At 61.7% G+C, this 24,148-nt stretch carries 21 protein-coding genes; 6 read left to right on the forward strand and 15 right to left on the reverse strand.

Going from position 1 to position 24,148, the window contains the following annotated elements; all coding sequences use genetic code 11:
- Nucleotides 1-6: 6 nt before the first annotated feature.
- From CRX69_RS10270 to CRX69_RS10280, 3 genes are read left to right on the forward strand one after another with little or no spacing between them, the layout of a single operon-like run.
- Nucleotides 7-1,134 (forward strand): aminotransferase class III-fold pyridoxal phosphate-dependent enzyme, encoded by a 1,128-nt coding sequence (locus CRX69_RS10270; protein ID WP_107321976.1) that lies wholly within the window; start codon nt 7-9, stop codon nt 1,132-1,134.
- Entirely contained in the window at nt 1,112-2,452 is a 1,341-nt protein-coding gene (locus tag CRX69_RS10275; RefSeq protein WP_107321977.1) for an aspartate aminotransferase family protein, read from the forward strand. Before CRX69_RS10270 ends, CRX69_RS10275 begins: the two co-directional genes overlap by 23 nt.
- Entirely contained in the window at nt 2,449-3,870 is a 1,422-nt protein-coding gene (locus CRX69_RS10280; RefSeq protein WP_177513902.1) for an amidase, read from the forward strand. Before CRX69_RS10275 ends, CRX69_RS10280 begins: the two co-directional genes overlap by 4 nt.
- 6 nt (nt 3,871-3,876) lie before the next feature.
- Here CRX69_RS10280 and CRX69_RS10285 read toward each other — a convergent pair whose 3' ends face one another.
- The 6 genes from CRX69_RS10285 to CRX69_RS10310 all read right to left on the reverse strand — a co-directional run bounded on the left by CRX69_RS10285 (nt 3,877) and on the right by CRX69_RS10310 (nt 10,250).
- A complete protein-coding gene (locus tag CRX69_RS10285; protein ID WP_047227054.1) occupies nt 3,877-4,788 on the reverse strand; it encodes a DMT family transporter in 912 nt (303 codons plus the stop codon).
- A gap of 112 nt (nt 4,789-4,900) precedes the next feature.
- Complete coding sequence (locus CRX69_RS10290) at nt 4,901-6,088, reverse strand: cyanate transporter (protein ID WP_047227053.1); 1,188 nt, start codon at nt 6,086-6,088, stop codon at nt 4,901-4,903.
- 126 nt (nt 6,089-6,214) lie between these two features.
- The gene (copD, locus tag CRX69_RS10295) at nt 6,215-7,141 is read right to left on the reverse strand and encodes a copper homeostasis membrane protein CopD (protein ID WP_269458137.1); all 927 of its coding nucleotides are present in this window, start codon (nt 7,139-7,141) and stop codon (nt 6,215-6,217) included.
- Between the two features lies 1 nt (nt 7,142).
- Nucleotides 7,143-7,529 (reverse strand): copper homeostasis periplasmic binding protein CopC, encoded by a 387-nt coding sequence (gene copC / locus CRX69_RS10300; protein ID WP_047227052.1) that lies wholly within the window; start codon nt 7,527-7,529, stop codon nt 7,143-7,145.
- A gap of 59 nt (nt 7,530-7,588) precedes the next feature.
- A complete protein-coding gene (locus CRX69_RS10305) occupies nt 7,589-8,506 on the reverse strand; it encodes a copper resistance protein B (protein WP_047227051.1) in 918 nt (305 codons plus the stop codon).
- A 10-nt stretch (nt 8,507-8,516) separates the two neighbouring features.
- On the reverse strand, nt 8,517-10,250 hold the full coding sequence (locus tag CRX69_RS10310; RefSeq protein WP_047227050.1) for a copper resistance system multicopper oxidase: 1,734 nt from the start codon (nt 10,248-10,250) through the stop codon (nt 8,517-8,519).
- A 393-nt stretch (nt 10,251-10,643) separates the two neighbouring features.
- On the opposite strand from CRX69_RS10310, the gene nadA reads away from it, so the two are divergent.
- Complete coding sequence (gene nadA / locus CRX69_RS10315; RefSeq protein WP_047227049.1) at nt 10,644-11,702, forward strand: quinolinate synthase NadA; 1,059 nt, start codon at nt 10,644-10,646, stop codon at nt 11,700-11,702.
- Between the two features lie 48 nt (nt 11,703-11,750).
- Here nadA and CRX69_RS10320 read toward each other — a convergent pair whose 3' ends face one another.
- From CRX69_RS10320 to CRX69_RS10365, 8 genes are all read right to left on the reverse strand, one after another.
- Nucleotides 11,751-12,239, reverse strand: coding sequence for an RDD family protein (locus CRX69_RS10320; protein ID WP_107323252.1), 489 nt, complete (start codon nt 12,237-12,239; stop codon nt 11,751-11,753).
- Between the two features lie 93 nt (nt 12,240-12,332).
- The gene (locus CRX69_RS10325) at nt 12,333-12,545 is read right to left on the reverse strand and encodes a cold-shock protein (protein ID WP_047227048.1); all 213 of its coding nucleotides are present in this window, start codon (nt 12,543-12,545) and stop codon (nt 12,333-12,335) included.
- A 394-nt stretch (nt 12,546-12,939) separates the two neighbouring features.
- Nucleotides 12,940-14,064 carry a glycine cleavage system aminomethyltransferase GcvT gene (gcvT, locus tag CRX69_RS10330; protein ID WP_107321978.1) on the reverse strand — a complete coding sequence of 375 codons (1,125 nt, stop codon included), beginning with the start codon at nt 14,062-14,064 and terminating at the stop codon, nt 12,940-12,942.
- 38 nt (nt 14,065-14,102) lie between these two features.
- Nucleotides 14,103-15,479 (reverse strand): L-serine ammonia-lyase, encoded by a 1,377-nt coding sequence (locus tag CRX69_RS10335; protein WP_107321979.1) that lies wholly within the window; start codon nt 15,477-15,479, stop codon nt 14,103-14,105.
- Between the two features lie 186 nt (nt 15,480-15,665).
- Entirely contained in the window at nt 15,666-18,515 is a 2,850-nt protein-coding gene (gene gcvP / locus CRX69_RS10345; protein ID WP_107321981.1) for an aminomethyl-transferring glycine dehydrogenase, read from the reverse strand.
- A gap of 10 nt (nt 18,516-18,525) precedes the next feature.
- A complete protein-coding gene (gcvH, locus tag CRX69_RS10350; protein ID WP_047227044.1) occupies nt 18,526-18,909 on the reverse strand; it encodes a glycine cleavage system protein GcvH in 384 nt (127 codons plus the stop codon).
- Nucleotides 18,910-19,340: 431 nt separating this feature from the next.
- Entirely contained in the window at nt 19,341-20,849 is a 1,509-nt protein-coding gene (locus tag CRX69_RS10360) for a sigma-54-dependent transcriptional regulator (RefSeq protein ID WP_047227043.1), read from the reverse strand.
- A 220-nt stretch (nt 20,850-21,069) separates the two neighbouring features.
- Entirely contained in the window at nt 21,070-21,975 is a 906-nt protein-coding gene (locus CRX69_RS10365) for a LysR family transcriptional regulator (protein ID WP_107321983.1), read from the reverse strand.
- Nucleotides 21,976-22,087: 112 nt separating this feature from the next.
- Here CRX69_RS10365 and CRX69_RS10370 point away from each other — a divergent pair, with 112 nt between their 5' ends.
- Together CRX69_RS10370 and CRX69_RS10375 are read left to right on the forward strand one after the other, a co-directional pair.
- A complete protein-coding gene (locus tag CRX69_RS10370) occupies nt 22,088-22,966 on the forward strand; it encodes an MBL fold metallo-hydrolase (protein WP_107321984.1) in 879 nt (292 codons plus the stop codon).
- A gap of 197 nt (nt 22,967-23,163) precedes the next feature.
- The gene (locus tag CRX69_RS10375; protein ID WP_047227040.1) at nt 23,164-23,778 is read left to right on the forward strand and encodes an NAD(P)-dependent oxidoreductase; all 615 of its coding nucleotides are present in this window, start codon (nt 23,164-23,166) and stop codon (nt 23,776-23,778) included.
- 31 nt (nt 23,779-23,809) lie between these two features.
- Here CRX69_RS10375 and CRX69_RS10380 read toward each other — a convergent pair whose 3' ends face one another.
- On the reverse strand, nt 23,810-24,139 hold the full coding sequence (locus CRX69_RS10380; RefSeq protein ID WP_173407518.1) for a GlpM family protein: 330 nt from the start codon (nt 24,137-24,139) through the stop codon (nt 23,810-23,812).
- Nucleotides 24,140-24,148 lie beyond the last annotated feature (9 nt).

The raw sequence follows: 24,148 nt of genomic DNA on the forward strand, positions 1-24,148 counted from the left end.
CTCATCATGACGAACAACAACAAATACATTGTCAGTGGACAGTACGAGAGTTATCTCGATGGCGATGGCCGGCAGATTATCGACCTGAGCGGCGGGTTCGGTTTCCAGGTGCCGCCGGTGATCGAGGCGGTCAGTCGCCAAGCGGACATCATGGGGTTATCCAACCGGGTGCTGATGTCCCAACCGCTTATTGCCTTGTGCCGACGCCTGGCCGAGCTGCTGCCTGCGCCGCTCGTCAACTCTTATGTGTGCAGCTCCGGGGATGAGGCGTTCGAGGGCGCATTGAAGTTGTGCAAGGGCCTCAAGCCCAAGGGCAACACCATCGTGTTCATCCAGGGGGGGGATTATGGCGCGCTGACCTACGGACGTTGCCTCAGCGCCGCGCAAGATGATCTGGCCGTGCAGAGTTTTCTAGGGTTCAAGCGAGTGGCGATTCGGCATCTGGCTGACCTGGACACGGTGGACTGGAGCGATTGTTTCGCGGTGTGCCACAGCAACACCCGCGTGGATGCCAGCGGCCGATTGCAACTGCTCGATGCTGCACTGCTCGAGCAATTGCATGCCCGCGCAGCACAGGCTGGCGCGCCGGTCATCGCGGTCGACACCCACAGTTGCCTCGGTAGCCTGGGGACGCTGTTCGGTTTCCAGCGTTATCGTCCTGTCCCGGACATTGTCGTGCTTGGGGGCCCCCTGGGGGGCAGCGCGATTCCCATCGGCACCTATACCTGCAGCGAGCGCATGGCCTGGCAGGTCTATGGGCGCAGCAGTCCGGCCAAACACGGCAGCACCACCGCTGGTAATCCGATGGCGTGTGTAGCGGCCCTGGCCGCCCTGGATTATGTGCAGGCCCACGACTCGCCTCTGCATTGTCTGGAGAACGGTCAGCGGCTGGTGCAAACCCTGGCGCCATTCGGTGCAGTGGCCGTGGGGGGCTGGGTCAGCCTGCCGCTGGCCGATGATCTGCAGCCGTCCCTGCTGTGCGAAGCGCTTTACCAGCAAGGCGTTTATATCAGCCCACCCCGGGGCCGCGAATTGATCTTGCGCTGCCCGATCACTGCACGCCCCGAACAGATTCAACGTGCCGCCCACCTCATCAAGGAGACGCTAAGCCATGTCCTTACTCAGGCCGCATGAACAACTGCTGGATGATTGCCAGCGGCACTGGAGCGCATCGGCGGCCAAGCTGTATCGCCTGGGCAAGACCAGCGTAGAACAGCAGACCGATGGCATCCATGTCACCGATCACACCGGCAAGCGCTTCATTGACTGCGCGTGCAGCTACGGGGTGTTTATCGTCGGGCATCGCAACCCGACAGTGCGGGAGCAGGTGCAGGCGCAATTGAATCAGTTGGCCTGGGTCCCGGAAGGCCGGCGCCATCCGCTTCAAGACAAGCTGTCCGAGCGGCTTTGCCAACTGGTGCCGGGAGAATGGGGCGACGTGCAATTCATGGTCTCGGGTGCCGAGGCCGTCGAGCAGAGCCTGCGTTATGTGCTGCGGATCCAGCCTCAGCGGCGCAGGATCGTCGTGATGAGCGGCTCTTATCATGGCAAGACTTTGGCGGCGATGAGCATTCTGGGCCAGCAACAGCACCACAGCAGTTATGGCATCGCTTGCCCCGAAGTGACCTGTGTCCCCTACGGCGATTTCGCCGCCCTGCAAAAGGCCGTGGGCGAGGGTGTCTGTGCGGTGTACGTCGAGCCGATTCTGGGCGGCGCTCATCTGCAGGTGCCCCCGGTGGGCTACATGGCCAACCTTCGCGCCTTGTGCGACGCCACGGGCACGCTGCTGGTGGCAGATGAAATCCAGACCGGTTTCGGCCGATGCGGCAAATGGTTCGCCGTGCAATATGACGACGTGGTGCCTGACATCATGATCCTCTCCAAGGGCCTGACCGGCGGCTACACCTCGTTCGCTTGCGCCATGTACAGCCGGCGCCTGGCCACCCAGTATCCACTCAGCGAAATCGAGCCCGACACGCGAACCAATGGCGGGCATCCGCTAGCGTGTGCCTCGGCGCTCGCGGCCATCGACTACATCGAGCAACACAACCTGGTGGAGCTGTCGCGGGTCAACGGTGGGTTGCTGCGCCACGGTCTGCAACGGCTGGCCTTGCGTTATCCGCACATCATCGAGGATGTGCCGGGCGTCGGCCTGATGACGGGCCTGCGCCTGCGTGGTTCGGTCTATGAGGCGCTGATGAGCATGGAGCTGGGCAAGCGTGGCGTCCACGCCGGGCATTCCATGAATGAAAAGGCCGAACGCCCGGTGTTGCGTTTTTATCCGCCGCTGAATATCACGCCCGAAGCCTTGCAGCATGTCCTGGCGATGATCGAAGAGTCCCTGCAAGCCATCGATCGGCGCCCGGCGCTGGCGGTGAAAGCGTTTTCCCTGGTGGTGCGCAACATGTATCTGTTGCCCAACAAGTGGCTGCGCAGCAAGGAGGCGTCATGAGCCTGTTCAACCCCGATACGCTGACCCTGCGGGAAATGGCCGGTCTGCTGCGCCGTGGCGTGCTGACCAGCGTCACGTTGCTGGAGTTTTACCTGCAACGCATCGCTGAGCGTAACCGGCACATCAACGCACTGATCCAGCTGGCGCCAGTCGAGGAACTGCGGCGCCAGGCTCGCGAGGCTGACGAGATGGCGCGCGTTGGCCAGATCAGTGGCCCGCTGCATGGCATTCCCATCACCATCAAGGATGTCCTGCATGTGCGTGGTTTCAAGATGTCCCGAGGGCTGGGGGAGCTGTTGGGCGAACCCAGCGAGCAGGACGCAACGGCCGTTGCCCGGCTTCGACAGGCCGGGGCGATCATTCTGGGCATCAGCAATGTGCCTGAGCTGTGCATGGCCTTCGAAACCGAAAACCTGGTCTACGGCCGGACCCTGAACCCCCACGACTTGCAACGCTCCGCCGGCGGCAGCAGCGGCGGTGAGGCAGCGGCGATCGCTGCCGGGTGTTCCCCGGCCGGGCTGGCGTCCGATGCATGTGGCAGTGTGCGGATACCGGCGCACTTCAATGGCATCTGCGGCTTGAAACTGACCCAGGGGCGGGTGCCGCTGACCGGCCAGTTTCCCAATGACCGTTCCGGGCTGTTCCACATGACCTCGGCCTTTGGCGTGATGGGCCGCTATGTCGATGACCTGGCGCTGCTCGGCCAATTGATCAGCGGTGCCGATGGGCAAGATCCGGACACCGTCGATGTACCGTTCACCGCCAGCGAGCCGCTGGCCAACCTGCGGGTGGCGCTGTTCTCGGCGTCGAGCCGCCCGCCGGTCAGCGCGGCGGTGAGCCAGGTATTGCAGCACGTCGAACGATGCCTGGGTCCGGTGGTGGCCGAGGTGAGCACGGTCGCGCCGCCGATGCTCGATGAGGCCTGTGATGTGCTGTGGCGGGTGTTCATCACCGGCGCTGACGCCGGTCGCGGTTGGCGGCAATTGTTCGAGTCCATGAACAAGCGACGTTTTACCCCGGCCATCGCTCAATTGCTGGACATGAGCGAGGCGGTGGAGTTGACCGTGGATGAGGTCAAACGCGACTGGATCATGATCGATACGTTTCGCTATGAGTTGGCGAAATTCTTCAAGCAGCATGACCTGTTCATCTGCCCGGTATTTCCGGACGTCGCGTTCCGTCACGGGGAGTCCCTGGAGGATCGCGACCGGTATGCCTTCGTGTTCCCGTTCAGCCTCAGCGGTTCCCCGGCAGTAGTGATCCGCGCCGGAACGGACCCGACTACCGGGATGCCCATCGGCATCCAGATTGTCGGGCCTCATTGGCAGGAAGAACGGTTGTTGGCAGTGGCTGCTTTCCTGGAGCGTGAGCTGGAGCGCTGGAGTCCGGTTACGCCCCGTCCGGCATCGACGTACTGACCGCCCTCAAGCCGTGACGGTTCTGGTGTTTCGGCTGCTGAGCACCAGTGCCAGCATGCCGATACCCACCAGGGCAGCACCGAGGATCTCGATCATCAGCGGTTGCTGCCTGAGCCAGAACCAGTGCAGTACGGTCACGAACAGGGTGCTGAGGTAGACATAGGAAACCACCGTGGACGGCGCGATTACCCCAATTGCCCGGTGCAACAGCCAGAAAGTGGCGAGGGTGCCGAACACGGCCAGGTACATCAGCCAGCCGATGTCCAGCGTCGACAACTGCAGAGCGCTGCGCCAGCCGCCGCTGAACAGGCAAAACACCAGCAGAAACAGCGCCCCGAACAGCATGTTCCAGAACGTCATCGTCACCGGGTCGCGGCCTTTCAGCGCGCGGACCTTGAACCGTTGGCTGAGGGGGGAATACAGCGCCATCGCCAGGCAACCGGCGCCGAAAACCAGCACGGGATAGAGCGCCGGCAATTGTCCCGGGGCCGAGCCCTTGAGGGTCAGCAACACTGCGCCGATCGCTGCGGTCGACATCGGCAGCAGGCGGGTCTTGAGGCTTGGGTTGGGCAGCAGAAATACCTCGAACAACAAGGTCATCAACGGCACCAGCGTGTACAGCGTCGCGGTATTGACCGCCGAGGTGTAGCGCAACGCTTCGAACAACGAACCGAAGTACGTTGCCAGCAACAGGCCAAGTACGGCATGGGCCAGCAGGCCTTTGCCGGAGACCGGCGAGGTGTTTTTCAGCAGTAAGAGCGGCAGGAACATCAGGGCGGAAAACAGCAGTCGCAAGCCGGTGAGCAGGATCGGATCGATTGACTGACTGACCTGCGCCGCGGCAAAGAACGACGCTGCGATCAGGATTGCCCAGATGAGCATGCCCCAGTGAGCGGCTGCGAAACCGACGTTTTTCATCAAGGTTCTATTCCTGCTTTCAAATACCGGAACGTCATGAGGGACAAATCGGCCGGCTGTCATGGTGAGTGTGAAAAACAGGGCCGCAGTCAACTGCAGCCCTTTGACGCCACTAGCTGATATGTCGCGCGTAGTGTTTGGGATTGAAGCGCAGGACCATCACGATCATCAGCGCCATGACCGCGGTGAGCGACCACCAGGCCCATTCGAAGCTGCCCAACTGATCGCGGATCATCCCGGCAATCAACGGCGAGAGCCCGGCGATCAGGTAACCGATACCTTGCACGAAGGCCGTCAGACCACCGGCCCGACGTGGGTTGTCCAAGTGATCGAGGGATACGATCAGGCTCATCGGGAACAGACCGCCAATGCCCAGCCCCAGCAGGCAAGGCCACAACAGGCTGAAGCGGTCCGGGCTGAGGATCAGGCCGCAGAACCCCGCGATGATCAGGGCCAGCAAAACCGCCAGGACCAGGCGCTTATCCTGGCTGCGGTTGGCAATCGCCGGGGTGACGAGGCCGGACAATACTTCCATCGCGGTGAGGAACCCCAGCAGCAGACCGGCGTGCTGTTCGCTCCAGCCTTTCTCCACGTAATACGGCGCCAGCCACGCCAGCACGCAGGTGTAGGAGGCGGTACCGAGGCCGAAGAAGATCGCCAGCAGCCAGGCCCGCGAATTGCTGAAAAACGATTCCTGGCGCTGCGCCGGGGCAGCGGGCAAAGGCGTGACGGCCGCGCGCTGGGCATACCAGCAGCCCAGGGCGATCAGCGCCAGCAGTGCCCAGATCGCCAGGCCGATACGCCAGCTGCCGGTCTGCGCCAGGACGAACGGTGAAAACGACGCCGCAATCGCCGCGCCGCCCATGATGGACGTGACGTACAGGCCCATGAACAACGAGACATTGTCGGCGAAGCGCGATTTGATCAGTGCCGGCATCACGGCTTGGATCAGGGCGATACCGATCCCCGCCAGCACCGCGCTGATAATCAGCTCGACGGCGCTGTCCAGGTACAGGCGCGATGCCGTGGCGATGCCGATGATCAGCAGCGACAGCACGATGGTGCGGTGCTCACCGATGCGCAGGGCAATGCGCATGCCCAAGAACATCGCCAGACCCATGGCCATGACCGGCAACATGGTCAGTAACGAAGCGGTGCTGAAACTCAGCGGCACCTCGCCGCGAATGGCTGATAACAATGGCCCGACAGCCGCCATAGAGGGGCGCAGGTTCAGTGCCACCAACACCACGCTGACCATCAGCCAGACGGCGTGGGTGCTTGAAGTTCGAACGTTTTCCATAACAGAGCCTTGCTGGATAAAGCTCCATTTAGGCTGGGATGTGAGGGGTGGGGCAAACTGAAATCTGGTGGGGGGTATTTAAAAATCAGGTGCACTCCAAACCCCTGTTCAGCGGAGTCAGTCGTGCTATTCCATCGCCGGACTCAACGTCCCGAGCCATGCCACCAACGCCAGTATTACCACCGCCACGGACAATTCCAGAGCCATGCTGCGCCGCAGGGCATTGACCGCCACGCTGTGCTCCCCGGTCTGCCGAGCCTGTTCCAGCAACGGGCTCAGATGAAAACGATTCAGCGCGGCAAACACCAGCATCGCCGCGAACAACACGACTTTAAGCACCAGCAATTGACCATAGGTGCTATCCAGCAGCCCGTCGACGCGAGGACCGACGATGAACAGATAGTTCACCACCCCTGTCACACTGATCACCACCACAATCACCGCCCCGGCTGTTTCAAACCCGGTCAGGGTTCGCGCCAGGACCGGCAGCCGGTGTTCAGCACGGCGAAGTAGCAGGGCAAACGCAGTCAGGGCGCCCACCCAGCCGCCCGCCGCCCACAGGTGCAGAAAATCGGTGATGAAGTGCCAGTTACGGCGCAGGCCTTCGTCCATGGCGCCATGCCCGGCCCAGGCCAGTGTCGCCAGGGCCACGGCACCGCTGAGGGTGACCAGCCACAAGCTGACGGTCGGTGCCGGGTGGTTCAGGGCCACAGCAATTGTCGCCAGCAACAGCGCCGCGATCCGAACACTCCAGCTCACACCCACGTCGGTCTCGAACACCATCATTTCAATGTGCGGCAACAGCTCGTTCCAGTCGGTGACGCCGCTCATGGCCCAGGCCATGCACAGCATGGCGGCCACCGACAACAGCACGCCAAACAGCGCTGTGGTCAGCACAAGTGCTTTGAAGTGCACCACCACGCCCGAGATCCGCTCTGGACCGCGCAAGCTATACAGACCGAACGCGGCCAGGCCGAACAACACCATCAGATCCAGGTACAGGGCCAAGCGCAGAACAATGTTGAGCAGGTCAATGTTGATCGAGGCGCTCAAGTCACTTCACCTTGAACGTGACATTGCCGGTGATCGGGTGAGTATCGGACGACACCGCGCGCCACTGGACCTGGTAGGTGCCGGTGGTGAGCGGAGCGTTCGGGGTAATGACCATGGTTTTGGGGTCATCGCTGCCGGAGACCTTGGCCTTCATGGGCATGGGCGAGTGCGCCGACATGCCGGGCATCCCGGTCATGACCAGCTTGGCGCCGGAGAACTTGGTCATCAGGTTCTCGGAAAAATGCAGTTCGATCTTTGCCGGCGCCGCACCTTCAGCACCTTCGGCGGGCGTGGAGGAAAGCAGCTTTGGGTGCGCTTGGGCCAGGCCACTGATTAACAGGCCTGTGGACAGCGCGACGGTGACTACAGCGGTTCTGATAAATGACATGCAAGGACTCCTACAGCTCAGGTTTCTAGTTTTTTAGTTGACTGCGATTACAAACACCCTCAGAACCACATGCGCACGCCCAGCACCAGGCGTGCCTCGCTGCGGTCTTCGTTCTCTTCCCGGGCGTAGTCGGCAGTGTTGCCGTAGACGCGGTTCCAGGTGACGCCGATATAAGGGGCGAACTCACGGCGGATTTCGTAGCGCAGCCGCACACCCACTTCAGTGTCCGACAGCCCGGAGCCGACACCGCGATCGGGATCGTTCCTGCCGTAAAAGTTGGCTTCGGCGGTGGGTTGCAGGATCAGACGATTGGTCAGCAGGATGTCGTAGTCGCCTTCCAGGCGCACCGCACTCTGACCGCCTTCGCCGATGAACGCGGTGGCCTCGGCTTCAAAGTTATACAGCGCCATGCCCTGTACACCGAAGGCGGCCCAGGTTTGCGGGTCGCCCGGCTTGAAATCCTGGCGCACGCCGGCGACCACGTCCCACCAGGGGCTGACGGCATGCCCCCACAGGGCCTGGAGTTCGGCTTCCTCGGTCTTGCCGTTGGTGCGTTCGCCTTCGGAGCGCAGCCACAAGCGATCGATGTCGCCGCCGATCCAGCCCGAGGCGTCCCAGCTCAGGGCACTGCCATCATCGGCGTCTTGCCATTCCAATTGGTCGATGAGCAAGAATGAATGGATGGCGCTGTCATGCACGGCATGGCCGCCATGGTCTTCGTAGACGGCGGCGCGGTCGGCGTCGGTCAGCTCGGGAATCGGCGTGCGGCTGCTGGTGGGGGCCGATTGCATCGGTTCCATACCCTGCATCGAGTCCATGCCTTGCATCTGGCTATGGTCCATCCCCTGCATCTGGCTGTGATCCATCTGACTGTGATCCATGCCTTGCATGGCATCGCTCGCGGCCCAGGCCGAGCCAGTGGCGCCCAGGGTGAGGCTGGCAAAAAGTGCCAGGGGGTAGTGAAAAATAGTGGTCATGGTCGGCTCCTCATTCCTGCACCCGAACTTCACGGAACATCCCCATCTCCATGTGGAACAGCAAGTGGCAGTGATATGCCCAGCGTCCGAGGGCGTCGGCGGTGACCCGGTAACTGCGTTTGGAGCCCGGCGGCACATCAATGGTGTGTTTACGCACCATGAACTGGCCATTCTCGTCCTCCAGATCGCTCCACATACCGTGCAGGTGGATGGGGTGAGTCATCATGGTGTCGTTGATCAGCACGATGCGCAGGCGCTCGCCGTACTTGAGCAGCAGCGGTGCGGCATCGGAGAACTTCACGCCGTTGAACGACCAGCTGAATTTCTCCATGTGGCCGGTCAGGTGCAGTTCGAGGGTGCGGCCCGGTTCACGCCCGTCGGGGTCGGGGAACGTGCTGCGCAGGTCCGAGTAGGTGAGGACCTTGCGACCGTTGTTGCGCAGGCCCATGCCCGGGTCGTCGAGCTTGGGGCTGACGCTCATGGCCTGCATGTCCACCAGCGGATTGTCTTTTTCGGAGTCTGGATGGGACAGCCCGGCGTCCATGCCTTGCATGGAACCGTGGTCCATCCCCGCCATCTGGCTGTGATCCATGCCCGCCATGCCTTGCATCGATCCGTGATCCATACCACCCATGCCCATGTCGTCCATGGTGACCAGTGGCCGTGGATCCAGCGGCGGCACCGTTGCCGAAAGACCGGAACGGGTCGCCAGGGTGCCGCAGGCGTAGCCGGTACGATCCATCGATTGGGCAAACAGCGTATAGGCTTCTTCGCTTGGCTCGACGATAACGTCATAGGTTTCGGCCACGGCGATGCGCAGCTCATCAACGCTCACCGGTTTGACGTACTGTCCGTCGGACGCCACCACGGTCATTTTCAGGCCGGGGATGCGCACGTCGAAATAGGTCATGGAGGAGCCATTGATCAAGCGCAGGCGAAGGCGTTCGCCGGGTTTGAACAGACCGGTCCAGTTCATGTCCGGCGTCTGGCCGTTCATGAGGTAGGTGTAGGTGGCGCCACTGACGTCGGCCAGGTCGGTGGGGTTCATCTTCATTTCGGCCCACATCTTGCGATCGGCCACGGTGGCGGCCCAGCCGTTCTTGCCCACATCGTCAATGAAATCACCGACGGTGCGTTTGTTGTAGTTGTAGTAGTCCGATTGCTTCTTGAGCTTGCGGATGACATCGGCGGGGTCTTCGTCGGTCCAGTCGGTGAGCATCACCACGTAGTCGCGCTCGTACTGGAAGGGCTCGGGCTCCTTGGCGTCGATCACCAGTGGGCCGTAGACCCCGGACTGTTCCTGGAAGCCGGAATGACTGTGGTACCAGTAAGTACCGTTTTGCCGGACCTTGAATTGATAGACGTACATGCCATCGGGCTCGATGCCCTTGAAGCTCAACCCCGGCACGCCGTCCATGTTGGCCGGCAGCAGAATGCCGTGCCAGTGGATGGAGGTTGGATCTTTCAAACGGTTGCGCACCCGCAGAGTCACGATGTCACCCTCACGCCAGCGCAGCAGCGGGCCGGGGATGCCGCCGTTGATGGTCTGGGCGGTGCGCGGATTGCCGGTGAAGTTGACCGGGCTTTCGCCGATGAACAGGTCGAACTCGGTGCCCGTCAGTACATTGGGTTGGCCGGGGCTGGTGACCGCCCAGACGGGCGCGCGCCACAAGCCCAGGCCAGCCAGGATGCCGCCGGCAGTCAGGCCTTTTACGAAGGTTCGCCGGGAAGTATTTGATTGCATGCCGTTTGAAGTCCGTCAGTCGATTTGCAGCGAGCACAGGGGCGTCCGTGTGCAGGGTTGAAAGAAAGATGACACAGGCGGGAACGCGAAGTGATTACATTTCAGTCAGGTTGACGCGGCTGTGAGAGCAAGGCTTGCTCGCGATGAAGGCCATGCGGTTTTTCAGAAATCGAGGCGCCAGCTTCGCGGGCAAGCCTTGCTCCCACAGATAGAGCGCTGGCCACAGGGCACAGGTCAGAATGATCTTTTGCAACGGCGGGTTATTCTGTAGCCTTGCCGGCTTCACGCTATACCGTGCCTGATTGATACCCACTTTCCCGGCGGTACCCGAGTGGTCCGGAGCCGGGTGTATACTCGACTTTCGCGCAAAACGCGCCTGCAGGTCTTGCGAACATGACGCAAATTTCCGAACGCCTTCTGGTTCAGGCCCATCTCGACGCCAAACAGCCCAAGCCGCTGACCGCCGAGCAAGAGGCCTGGTACCGCGCCGCCATCGCCGCCGAGCTCAAGGCTCAGGATGCGGTGCTGGTCGCGCACTTCTACTGCGACCCGATCATCCAGGCCCTGGCCGAAGAGACCGGGGGCTGTGTGTCCGATTCCCTGGAAATGGCCCGCTTCGGCAACGCCCATCCGGCCAAGACCGTGGTGGTGGCCGGGGTCAAGTTCATGGGCGAGACCGCCAAGATCCTCAACCCCGAAAAACGCGTATTGATGCCGACCCTGGAAGCCACGTGCTCCCTGGACCTGGGTTGCCCGGTGGAGGAGTTCTCGGCGTTCTGCGACCAGCATCCGGAACGCACCGTGGTGGTGTACGCCAACACGTCGGCAGCGGTCAAAGCCCGGGCCGACTGGGTGGTGACGTCCAGTTGCGCACTGGAAATCGTCGAGAGCCTGATGGACAACGGCGAGACGATCATCTGGGGCCCCGACAAGCACCTGGGCACTTATATCCAGCGCAAGACCGGCGCCGACATGCTGCTCTGGGACGGCGCCTGCATCGTCCACGAAGAGTTCAAGTCCAAGCAGTTGGAGGACATGAAGGCGCTGTACCCGGACGCCGCGATCCTGGTGCACCCCGAGTCGCCAACTTCGGTGATTGAACTGGCCGACGCGGTGGGCTCCACCAGCCAGTTGATCGCCGCAGCCCAAAGCCTGCCAAACAAAACACTGATCGTCGCCACTGACCGTGGCATCTTCTACAAGATGCAGCAGTTGTGCCCCGACAAGGTCTTCATCGAAGCCCCCACCGCCGGCAACGGCGCGGCATGCCGCAGTTGCGCGCACTGCCCGTGGATGGCGATGAATACCCTGGAGCGCACGCTCAAGAGCCTGCAGGAAGGGACCAACGAGATATTCGTCGACCCGGCGCTGATCCCCCAGGCCATTCGCCCGCTCAAGCGCATGCTGGACTTCACCCAGGCGGCGCGGATGAAGCTGGCGGGCAATGCCTGAAGGTGGCTCCAAGTTGCAGCTGCAAGTCCAAAGCTTGCAGCTTGCGACCTATTTCTTTTTCTTGGGAATTCGCACCAGCTGCGTATCCGAGTAGATGTCATGCCAGGTGCGCTTGCGCTTGTCGAACAGCGACCAGATGAAGCCCAGTCCCGCCAGCAGCAATGAGGCGATCGACACGACAAATCGCAGCAGGGCCTGCCACAGGCTGATCGCCGTGCCATCGGCGTTCTGTACCCGAATGCACCACACCTGCATGCCCAGGGTCTGGCCGTTGTGGGTCCAGAACTTGGCGAAGAAGCCGAACAGCACGAAAAGCAGCACGGTGGACAGTAGCGGGTCGCCGTCCAGTGCGCCGGCGTCGGTGAGTGCACGCATTTTTTCTTCGCCGATGATCGCCATCTGAATCATCTTGTAGACGCCGCCAGTGACGATCAGCAGGGCCGTGCACAGCAAAAAGTCATAGAACATCGCGGCCAGGCGACGGCCCAGGGTGGCGGGAGGGAACTCGCCTTGGGGGATGAGCAGGTGTTTGGGCATGACGGCCTCGGTCGAAAAAGAGGCCATTTTACGGATTTACGCCCATAAAAAAGCCCCTGATATCAATCAGAGGCTTTTTTGTTTCTCGAAAGCTTAGCCTTCGGCTTGAACCTCGTCAGCCTGCATGCCTTTCTGGCCTTGCACAGCAACGAAAGTGACTTTCTGGCCTTCTTTCAGGCTCTTGAAGCCGCTGCCCTGAATGGCGCGGAAATGCACGAACAGATCCGGACCGCTGTCAGGAGTGATAAAACCAAAACCTTTCTCGTCGTTGAACCACTTGACGATACCGTTCTGACGCTCAGCCATTTTCTTATTTCCTTTGATGCTAAATTAATGACAGCCTCTTCCACATGAAAGAGTACTGGGGCTGGGTTGCAGGAAAGTAAGAGACGTCGAGCGGGATGTAGCGAACTTCATAAGCTACTGCCCAGGTCACGGTTCCAAGCGACCCATGCAAACACAGTGATCAAACTCTACGCCAACTATGAACAAAAAAACAACCCCCTCTGAAGGCCCCGTATTTGCTCAGCATTCTCGTATTTACAGGGGCTGCGGGCTGGGGCTTATTCGATAGGCTAGTTCAATTGTTTTCAACGTTATAGGTGCAATTTCAATATCGAGTAGATGCACCTTTTTATGGCGGTTGCGTTACACATTAGTGCACGTATAACGCAACCGCGTTACGTATAGAAACAGTCAATCAACCGCGGTAGTAGCGTTGTGGAACAAATGGCATTTTGCTTACAAGCAAAGGCACTTTTTTCCCACGCACGATGGCCCAGACTGGCGTATCCAGTGCGACATAGGCGCTGTCCAGGTAACCCATCGCCAACGGAGCGCCCAGGGTCGGGCCGAAACCGCCGCTGCACACCGTACCGATAATCTCGCCCGCTTCGTCGACGATCTCTGCACCTTCGCGCACGGGTGTGCGTTCCTGGGGCAGCAGGCCGACGCGTTTGCGCTTCACGCCGCCCTGTTGCTGGGCGAACACGGTTTCAGCGCCCGGGAAACCACCGGCCCTGACGCCATCGGCGCGGCGGGCTTTAGAGATCGCCCACAGCAGGCTGGCTTCGATCGGGGTCGTTTCGGTGTTCATGTCGTGGCCATAAAGGCACAGGCCGGCTTCCAGGCGCAGGGAGTCGCGAGCGCCCAGACCGATGGCGGCCACTTCCGGCTCTGCCAGTAGGGCGCGGGCCAGTTTTTCGGCCTCGGCGGCGGGCACCGAGATCTCGAAACCGTCTTCACCGGTGTAGCCCGAACGGCTGATAAAGCAGTCCATGCCCAGCAGCGTGACGCGCTGGAACTGCATGAAGGTCATCTTTGCCACGTCTGGCGCCAGTCGTGCAAGCACGGTGACGGCGGCCGGGCCTTGCAGGGCGAGCAGGGCGCGGGCTTCGAACAGTGGCTCGATGCTGCACTGGTCGCCGATATGGGCGCGCAGGTGGGCCAGGTCCTGCTCCTTGCAGGCCGCGTTGACCACCAGGAACAGCTCGTCGTTGCCCAGGTTGGCGACCATCAGATCGTCGAGGATGCCGCCGTTTTCGTTGGTGAACATGGCATAGCGCTGCATGCCCACCGGCAGGTCGATGATGTCCACCGGCACCAGGGTTTCCAAGGCTTTGGCGGCGTTTGCGCCGCTCAGGCGGATCTGGCCCATGTGGGACACGTCGAACAGCCCGGCCTGATCGCGGGTGTGCTGATGTTCTTTCATCACGCCCAATGGGTATTGCACCGGCATGTCATAGCCGGCGAACGGCACCATGCGGGCGCCGAGTTCGAGGTGCAGGGCGTGCAACGGGGTCTTCAGCAATGGTTCGGTGGACATATCAGCTCCTGGAAAAATGTAGAAGTGAGGCAAGCGCATCAGCATTCGATGATGTTGACCGCCAGACCGCCGCGGGCGGTCTCCTTGTATTTGCTTTTCATGTCGGCGCCGGTCTGGCGCATGGTGCGGATGACTTTGTCGAGGGAAACGAAGTGATGCCCGTCGCCGCGCATGGCCATGCGCACCGCATTGATGGCTTTCACGGAGCCCATGGCGTTGCGCTCGATGCACGGCACTTGCACCAGGCCGCCGATGGGGTCGCAGGTCAGGCCGAGGTTGTGTTCCATGCCGATCTCGGCGGCGTTTTCCACTTGCTGCACGGTGCCGCCGAGCACTTCGCACAGGGCGCCGGCGGCCATGGAACAGGCCACGCCGACTTCACCCTGGCAACCGACTTCGGCGCCGGAGATGGAGGCGTTTTCCTTGTACAGGATGCCGATGGCGGCGGCGGTCAGCAGGAACCGCACGACGCCGTCTTCATTGGCCCCAGGGATGAAGCGCATGTAGTAATGCAGCACGGCCGGGATGATTCCCGCCGCACCGTTGGTCGGCGCGGTGACGACGCGGCCACCGTAGGCGTTTTCTTCGTTGACGGCCAGGGCATACAGGTTGACCCAGTCCAGCACCGACAGCGGGTCGCGCAGGGCAGCCTCCGGGTTCTTGCACAACTGACGGTGCAGCGCCGCCGCCCGGCGCTTGACCTTCAGCCCGCCCGGCAGGATGCCTTCGTTGCGGCAGCCGGCCGCCACGCAATCCTGCATCACCTGCCAGATCTTCAGCAGGCCGGCGCGGGTTTCGGCTTCGGGGCGCCAGGCACTTTCGTTGGTCAGCATCACCTGGCTGATGGACAAGCCATAGGTGGTGCAGTGGCTCAACAAGTCCTTGGCGCTTTTGAACGGGAAGGTCAGGGGGGTGGCATCTTCGACGATACGGTCGGCGCCGGCAGCGCTTTCGTCGACGACAAAACCACCGCCTACCGAGTAATACTCGCGGCTGCGCACCTGCAGGCCCGCCGCATCAAAAGCGCGGAAGATCATGCCGTTGGGATGAAAAGGCAGCGGCTTGCGAATCATCGCCAGGTGCAGTTTTTCGTTGAATTCAATGCAGTGTTCACCCAGCAGGTTCAGGCGCCCGTTGCTGCGAATCTCTCGCAAGCGGGCGTCGACCGTTTCAGTGTCCACGGTATCCGGGTGTTCGCCTTCCAGACCCAGCAGCACGGCCTTGTCACTGCCGTGGCCTTTGCCGGTGGCGCCGAGTGAGCCGTAGAGCTCGACCTTGACGCTGGCGGTGGTGTTGAGCAGGTCATCACGACGCAGCCCTTCGACGAAACGGGCAGCGGCACGCATCGGGCCGACCGTGTGGGAACTGGAGGGGCCGATGCCGATTTTGAACAGGTCGAACACGCTTAACGACATGGTGTTTCTCCGGTTTCTTTTTATGAGGATCGACGGTTTAAGGTCTGGCATAGATCCTTGTGGGAGCGAGCCTGCTCGCGATAGCGGAGTGTCAGGCAACATCTCTATTGGCTGTTACGCCGCTATCGCGAGCAGGCTCGCTCCCACAGAGGATTCGGAGGGCTGGTAGATCGCCCTCCGCTCAGGTCAAGCGTAGCTTTCGATCGACGGGCAGGCGCAGACCAGGTTGCGGTCGCCGAACACGTTGTCGACCCGGCCCACCGGCGGCCAGTATTTGCCGTCGATCAACGACGCCACCGGGTACACCGCTTGTTCGCGGCTATAGGGGTGGGTCCACTCGCCGACGATTTCCGCGGCGGTGTGTGGGGCGTTTTTCAGCGGGTTGTCGTCTTTGTCCAGGCTGCCGTTTTCCACCGCACGGATTTCTTCGCGGATGCAGATCATGGCGTCGCAGAAGCGGTCCAGTTCTTCCTTGGATTCGCTTTCGGTCGGCTCGATCATCAGCGTACCGGCCACTGGGAACGACATGGTCGGGGCGTGGAAGCCGAAGTCGATCAGGCGCTTGGCCACGTCATCGACGCTGATGCCGCTGCTGTCCTTGAGCGGGCGCAGGTCGAGGATACATTCGTGGGCCACCAGGCCGTTGCTGCCGGAGTAGAGCACCGGGTAGTGTTCTTCCAGACGGCGGGCAATGTAGTTGGCGTTGAGGATTGCCAACTGCGAGGCACGCTTGAGGCCCGCGCCGCCCATCATGCGGATGTACATCCAGGTGATCGGCAGGATGCTTGCGCTGCCAAATGGCGCCGCGCACACCGCGCCTTCCTTGCGCGCCATGTTGGCGTGGCCCGGCAGGAAAGGTGCCAGGTGGGACTTGACGCCGATCGGGCCGACACCCGGGCCGCCACCGCCGTGAGGAATGCAAAAGGTCTTGTGCAGGTTCAGGTGCGACACGTCGCCACCGAACTTGCCTGGGGCGCAGAGGCCGACCATGGCGTTCATGTTGGCGCCATCGATGTACACCTGGCCGCCGTTGTCATGAATGATCCCGCAGATTTCGCGGATGCCTTCCTCGAACACACCGTGGGTGGACGGGTAGGTGATCATCAGCGCCGCGAGGTGTTCGCGGTGCTCGGTGGCCTTGGCCCGCAGGTCTTCGATGTCGACGTTGCCGCGAGCATCGCAGGCGGTCACGACCACACGCATGCCGGCCATGTTGGCGGTGGCCGGGTTGGTGCCGTGGGCCGACGATGGGATCAGGCAGATATCGCGACGGTCTTCGCCACGGCTCTGGTGATAGGCGCGGATCGCCAGCAGACCGGCGTATTCACCCTGGGAACCGGCGTTTGGTTGCAACGACACCGCGTCGTAACCGGTAGCAGCGCAGAGCATGGCTTCCAGTTCGTCGGTCAGTTGCTGGTAGCCGGCGCTCTGTTCGGCGGGGGCGAACGGGTGCAGGGCGCCGAACTCGGCCCAGGTCACCGGGATCATTTCGCTGGCGGCGTTGAGTTTCATGGTGCAGGAACCCAGCGGGATCATGGTGCGATCCAGGGCCAGGTCCTTGTCGGCGAGCTTGCGCAGGTAGCGCATCAGCTCGGTTTCGGAGTGATAGCGGTTGAACACCGGGTGGCTGAGAACCGCCGACTGGCGCACCAGCTCGGCCGGGATACGGCTGTGCACGGTGGCGGCCAGGGCGGCGAAATCCGGCAGGGCCTTGCCGTCGGCCAACAGGCTCCACAACGTTTCGACGTCCGCCTGGCAGGTGGTTTCGTCCAGGGACAGGCCCAGGCGTTCAGCGTCCACCACGCGCAAGTTGATGCGCTGGGCACGCGCCTTGTCGTGCAGGGCAGCGGTTTGCGCGCCGGTGTGCAGGGTCAGGGTGTCGAAAAAGCTGTCCTGCTCGACAGCCAGACCCAAGGCGCCCAAACCCTTGGCGAGGATCGCGGTGAGGTGATGAATGCGGTTGGCGATCTGAGTCAGGCCTTTAGGGCCGTGATACACGGCGTACATGCTGGCGATGTTGGCCAGCAAGACCTGGGCGGTGCAAATGTTGCTCGTGGCTTTCTCGCGACGGATGTGTTGTTCGCGGGTCTGCATCGCCAGGCGCAAGGCCGGCTTGCCGAAACGGTCCACGGAAACACCCACAAGGCGGCCCGGCATATCGCGCTTGAAGGCATCCTTGGTAGAGAAATACGCCGCGTGTGGGCCGCCAAAGCCCAACGGCACGCCGAAGCGCTGGGCGCTGCCGATGGCCACGTCGGCGCCGAACTCACCCGGTGCCGTCAGCAGGGTCAGGGCCAGCAGGTCTGCGGCGACAGCGACCAGGGCGTTGGCGGCATGGAAGCGTTCGGTCAGTTCACGGTAATCGAACAGGTCACCGTTGCTGGCTGGGTATTGCAACAGCGCGCCGAAGAAACTGCCGACATCGGTCAGTTCGCGTTCGTCGCCCACGACCACGTCGATGCCCAAGGGCTCGGCACGGGTGCGCAGCACATCAAGGGTTTGCGGGTGGCAATGGCGGGAAGCGAAGAAGGCATTGCTGCCCTTGTTCTTGCTCAGGCGCTTGCAGAAGGTCATGGCCTCCGCGGCGGCGGTGGCTTCGTCCAGCAAGGATGCGTTGGCGATCGGCAGGCCGGTCAGGTCGCTGATCAAGGTCTGGAAGTTCAGCAGTGCCTCGAGACGGCCCTGGGAAATTTCCGGCTGGTAAGGGGTGTAGGCGGTGTACCAGGCCGGGTTTTCCAGCAGGTTGCGCAGGATCGGCGCTGGCGTGTGGCAGTTGTAGTAGCCCTGGCCGATGTAGGTCTTGAACAGTTGGTTCTTGCCAGCGATGGCCTTGATCGAGGCCAGTGCATCGGCTTCGCTCTGGCCGTCGCCCATGTCCAGCACGCTGGTGCCCTTGATGCTTTCCGGAATGACGCTGGCGCTCAACGCTTCCAGGGAGTCGTAGCCCAGGCGCTCGAGCATGGCTTGCTCGTCGCTGGCTCGCGGGCCGATGTGGCGGGCGATGAATTCGTTGGCGGTGCCGAGATTAACGGTCATGTTGCGCTCCTCAGGCTTCGGCGTTGGCTTTGATCAGGCGGTCATAGGCGTCCTGATTCAGCAGTTGGTCAACTTGGGTGGCGTCGGCGGGCTTGAATCGGAAAAACCAGCCTTCGCCCAGCGGATCTTCGTTGACCAGTTCCGGATTGCTTTCCAGGGCCGGGTTCACTTCCAGCACTTCTCCGTCCAGCGGCATGTACACACCGCTGGCGGCTTTCACCGATTCCACGGTAGAGGCTTCGTCACCCTTGGCGTAGCTTTGCAGTTCCGGTAACTGAACATAGACCACATCGCCCAAGGCGTTCTGGGCAAACGCGGTAATACCGACGGTAACGCTGCCGTCGGCTTCAGTGCGCAGCCATTCGTGATCTTCAGTGAAACGCAACTCGCTCATGGAAACTCCTGGGGCCAGATTCGTCTGGTGGACGCGAAGAAAGGCGCGGGGCTTGGCCCGGCCGAATGGTTATATCCTTAGCAAGAATGCGGCCAATGATAATAAATACTTATATATCAATGGCTTACTTGGTTCTGTCGAGCGCAGGTTGTATTGAGCTGTAGCGAAATCGCTACAGCTATACGCCTGGAAAAAATCGTTGTGGGATCAAAGCCTTGCGCGGCGCAGCTTAGCGCCAGGTGTATCGATATCGTTCCGCTGTAGCGCTTTCAGTACAGGTGGAGGTCGTTTTTGAGCCAGGTTCCAGGTACGCCGCAGGTCCCAATGTGGGAGCGAGCCTGCTCGCGATAGCGGTGGGTCAGCCAGCACGGATATTGACTGATACATCGCTATCGCGAGCAGGCTCGCTCCCACAGAGGGCAGCAGCGTGCTTACGGCTTGCCGGAAATCCCGTATTTACGCAACCGATGGGCAATCGCTGTATGGGAGGTTTGCAGGCGGCTGGCGAGCTGGCGGGTCGAGGGGTAGTTGACGTAGAGGCTTTCGAGCAGATGTTTTTCGAAGGCTTCCACCGCTTGCTCAAGGCTTTCGACTTCCACGTCACCCTGGCGCGCCACAGACGTGCCGGCAATGTCCAGGTCGCCAATGTCCACCAGGCTGCTTTCACAGATGGCCGCGGCGCGGAAGATCACGTTCTGCAATTGCCGCACATTGCCCGGCCAGCGGTTGCCCAGCAGCGCCGGGTAGGTGCCGGGGGCCAAGCGGCAGACCGGGCGCTGGATTTGCGCACAGGCCTGCTGCATGAAGTAGCGCGCCAGCAGCAAGATGTCCTGGCCGCGTTCACGTAGCGGCGGCACTTCGACGTTGAGCACGTTCAGGCGATAGAACAGGTCTTCGCGGAACGAACCTTCGCTGACCATTTTTTCCAGGTTGCGGTGGGTCGCGCTGAGGATTCGCACGTTGACCTTGATTTCCCGGTCGCCGCCGACCCGACGGAAGCTGCCATCGTTCAAGAACCGCAGCAGCTTGGCTTGCAGGTAGGGCGACATCTCGCCGATTTCATCGAGAAATACCGTGCCCTGGTTCGCCAGTTCCATCAGCCCCGGCTTGCCACCCCGTTGCGCGCCGGTGAAGGCGCCGGGGGCGTAGCCGAACAGTTCACTTTCGGCCAGATTCTCCGGCAGCGCCGCACAGTTCAGGGCCAGGAACGGCGCGCCGTGGCGGGCACTGATGGCATGGCAGGCCCGGGCCACCAGCTCTTTGCCCGTGCCGGTTTCGCCCTGGATCAGCAACGGTGCATCCAACGCCGCTACCCGCTGGGCCCGGGCCTTGAGGGTGCGGATCGCCGGGGATTCGCCCAGCAACGCGTCAAACCCTTCGGCGTGGTCGTGGTGCAGCGCCGATAGGCGTTCGCCGATGCGGTTTGGCTGATAGAGGGTCAGCAACGCACCGGCGTTTGTAATGGGCGTGGCGTCCAGCAGTAAGGTCTGGCCGTTGAGGGTGATTTCCCGAAGCGGCAGGCGGAAACCATTCTCCAGCAGAGCGACCAACAGGGCTTCGTCACCGAACAGCTCGGCAACGCTTTCCCCGGCCGGTTCACGCCCGTACAGGGCGATCAACGCCGGGTTGGCCAGCAATACGTGGCCGGCGCTGTCGAGGGCCAGTACCGGGTCGGTCATGGCCGCGAGCAGGGCGTCGAGCTGCAAATGCCGACGCTGGCCGGGCAGGATGTCCACCACGGTGACCGCCTGCACGCCCCGCACGCTGAACAGCGCCTCGCGTAATTCGTCCAGCACCTGCGGGCTGAGGGTCGGGGCATCGATGTAGACGTTGGGCGGCACCATCTCCACCGCATCCAGATTGAGATTGCGCCCACCGAGCAGCGCCAGGACTTCCTGGGTAATGCCGACGCGGTCGATGAAACTGACGTGGATACGCATGGGGCGGTTCTGGGTTCTGGAATACGGAGGGTGGCAAGTATGCCTTGGGGCGGGCTATTGGTGAAATCCTGGTGCAGGGTCAAGGATATACACCGATCTCTATTGTGGGAGCGAGCCTGCTCGCGATAGCGCAGGGTCAGTCCACATCTCCATTGGCTGTTGCACCGCTATCGCGAGCAGGCTCGCTCCCACAGGAGGTTGGCGGTGGGGCGGCTATCGTTTACAACCCAATATCCCACTCCGGCCTCTCGGGAAACTTGAGCACCAAAAAATCCAGCAGGCTGCGCAGCGCCGACGGCATGTGTTTGCGTGAGGCATACACCGCGTACATGTTCATCCGGCGGGGTTCGGCGTGGGGCAACAGGCGGATCAGTTCGCCGTTCTTGATGTGCGTGCCGGCCTGGTAGCTGGGCAGCATCGCCACGCCCGCACCGGCTATCGTGGCCTGCAGCAATGTGCTGGCCTCGTTGGCGCTGATGTTGCCCTGCACCGGCACCGAGACCTGCTCGCCGTCCTGCTCGAAATGCCACAGGCTCTTGCCGACGTAGGAGTGGGTCAGGCAGTTGTGCCGGCTCAAATCCTCGACCCGTTGGGGCGTTGGGTGTTCACGCAGGTAGCCGGGCGAGGCGCAGATCACCGAGCGACAGACTGTGAGGCGCCGGGCGATCAGGTTCGGGTCCAGGTCGTTGCTCATGCGGATCGCCAGGTCGATGCGCTCGTCCACCAGGTTCACGGTGCGGTCGAGCATTTGCAGGTCGACGCTGACCCCTGGGTAGCGCACGACGAACTCGGTCATGGCTGCCGCCAATTGGGCTTGGCCGAACGAGGTGCTGGCGCTGATGCGCAGCATACCCCGTGGCGCATCGTCCGACGTACTGACGGCGGCCTGCATGTCGCCGGACAGATCCAGCATCTGCCGACAGCGCGGCAGGATCTCCAAACCCGCGGCCGTCAGGCTCAATTTGCGAGTGGTGCGGTGCATCAGTCGGGCACCAACCCAGTCTTCCAGTTCCGCCAGATACCGTGACACCACCGGTCGTGACAGGTCCAGATGTTCGGCTGCTGCCGACTGACTGCCCAGTTCCACCACGGCGACGAACACTTGCATTGCTTGTAGACGATCCATGATTTGCCCGATTTCAGAAACAAACTATGTCCAAGCATCGCATTTTTTGAAACGAGTCAGGTCCCTAAGCTGCGCTCATTCCCAATCGGGCTTATGCACAACGGAGCACAACATGACCGGATCCACCTTATTCAAGCGTCTGCTGCTGACCAGCGCTTCGATGATTTTTGCGGCCAACACCTGGGCAGCCGACCTTGCCCTGGAGGTCTACAACCCTGGCGCGACGGCCGTTTTCCCGGTGACCTCGGTATTGGTCAGTGGGGAAAAAGAAGTGGTGTTGGTGGACGCCCAGTTCGGCAAGTCCCAGGCCGAACAGGTGGTGCAGAAAATCCGCGCCAGCGGCAAGCAATTGACCACGATCTACATCAGCCACGGCGATCCCGACTACTATTTTGGTCTGGAGACCCTGACCGCCGCGTTCCCGGATGCCAAGGTGCTGGCCTCTGCGCCGACCGTCGAACACATCAAGCACACCATGGACGGCAAGTTGAAATATTGGGGGCCGATCCTCAAGGGCGATGCGCCGAGCAAAGCGATCGTACCCCAGGTACTCAAGGGAGACAGCCTGACCCTGGAGGGCAAGCGCTTGCAGATCATCGGTCTTGATGGCCCGCAACCGGACCGCAGCTTCGTGTGGATCCCGTCGATCAAGGCGGTGGTCGGCGGCGTCGTGGTGGCCGAGAACATTCACGTCTGGATGGCCGACACGCAGACGCCGCAGTCCCACAAGGATTGGCTGGCGACGCTGGAGGGCATTGAAAAACTGCAACCGAACACTGTGATTCCCGGCCATTACCTGGGTGATAGTGCCCGGTCCCTGGCTCCGGTGAAATTTACCGCCGAGTACATCAAGGCCTTCGACGAAGAAACCGCCAAAGCCAAGGACTCCGCCGCCCTGATCGCCGCCATGAAGCAGCGCTACCCCGATCTGGGGGAAGACAGCTCCCTGGAGCTCAGTGCCAAGGTGGCCAAGGGTGAGATGAAGTGGTGAATACCGATCTTTGATCAGAGCACCGTTGTGGCGAGGGGATTTATCCCCGCTGGGTTGCGCAGCAACCCCAAAACAGGCGAAGCGCTCCGTCTGATAAACCTCAATGTCAGCTATAGGGCTGCTACGCAGCCCAGCGGGGATAAATCCCCTCGCCACAAGAGCCTGTATTTCAACATCGCTAACCAATGGAGAACATCATGAGCAAAATCGCAATCATCGGCGCCACCGGTCGGGCCGGCAGCCAGTTGTTGGAAGAAGCCCTGCGTCGTGGCCACAGCGTGACGGCCATTGCCCGTAACACGGCCAAGATCGGTAAGAGGGCCGGTGTGGTCAGCCAGCAGTTGGATGTATTGGACAGCGAGGCCTTAATCGCAGCGGTAGCCGGTCATGATGTGGTGATCTGCGCCGCCCATTTCGCCACCGTGCCGGCCGACAAGGTCATCGCCCCAATCAAGGCTGCCGGGGTCAAGCGCTTGCTGGTGGTGGGCGGGGCCGGTTCGTTGCTGCTGCCGGACAATAGCCGTGTGATCGACAGCGAAGGCTTCCCTGAGGAATACCTCGCCGAAGCCAGCGCCGGAGCATTATTCCTGGACGTGCTGCTCAAGGAACAGGACCTGGACTGGACCTTCCTCTCGCCCTCGGCGGAGTTCGTCGAGACCGAGCGCACCGGTCAGTTCCGTATCGGCAAGGATCACCTGCTGTTCGACGCCGCCGGGCGCAGTTGGATCAGCTTTGCCGATTACGCCATTGCAATGATCGATGAAGTGGAGACGCCGCAGTTTTCGCGGCAGCGCTTTACCGTCGGTTATTGAACCACTGGTTTGGACAGGCGCTCCTGCGGGGTCAGCTGTGGAGTCTCATCCACACGCTGACCAGCACCGTCGCCGCCATCAGCCAAGCCACCGCCGCCACGGCCAGAGAAGCCTCCAGACGCATCCGGTCGACCATCACATACAGCGTCGCCAGGTAGACGAAGTAGGGGATGATCGACCACATGCCAAACACGATGGTGGTTTTCAGATCGTCCACCGAGCGGCCCTTGCCAACAATGTAGTGGGCGATCAGGGCGAAGGTGGGAAACAGTGGCACCAGCCCGGCGATGTAATAGTTCTTGGTCTTGGCGAGCATCGCCAGGATGACCACCACGGCGGCACCGAGCGCTGCTTTGAAAATCAGGTCCAC

The organism is Pseudomonas rhizophila, assembly GCF_003033885.1.
GTDB lineage: Bacteria > Pseudomonadota > Gammaproteobacteria > Pseudomonadales > Pseudomonadaceae > Aquipseudomonas > Aquipseudomonas rhizophila.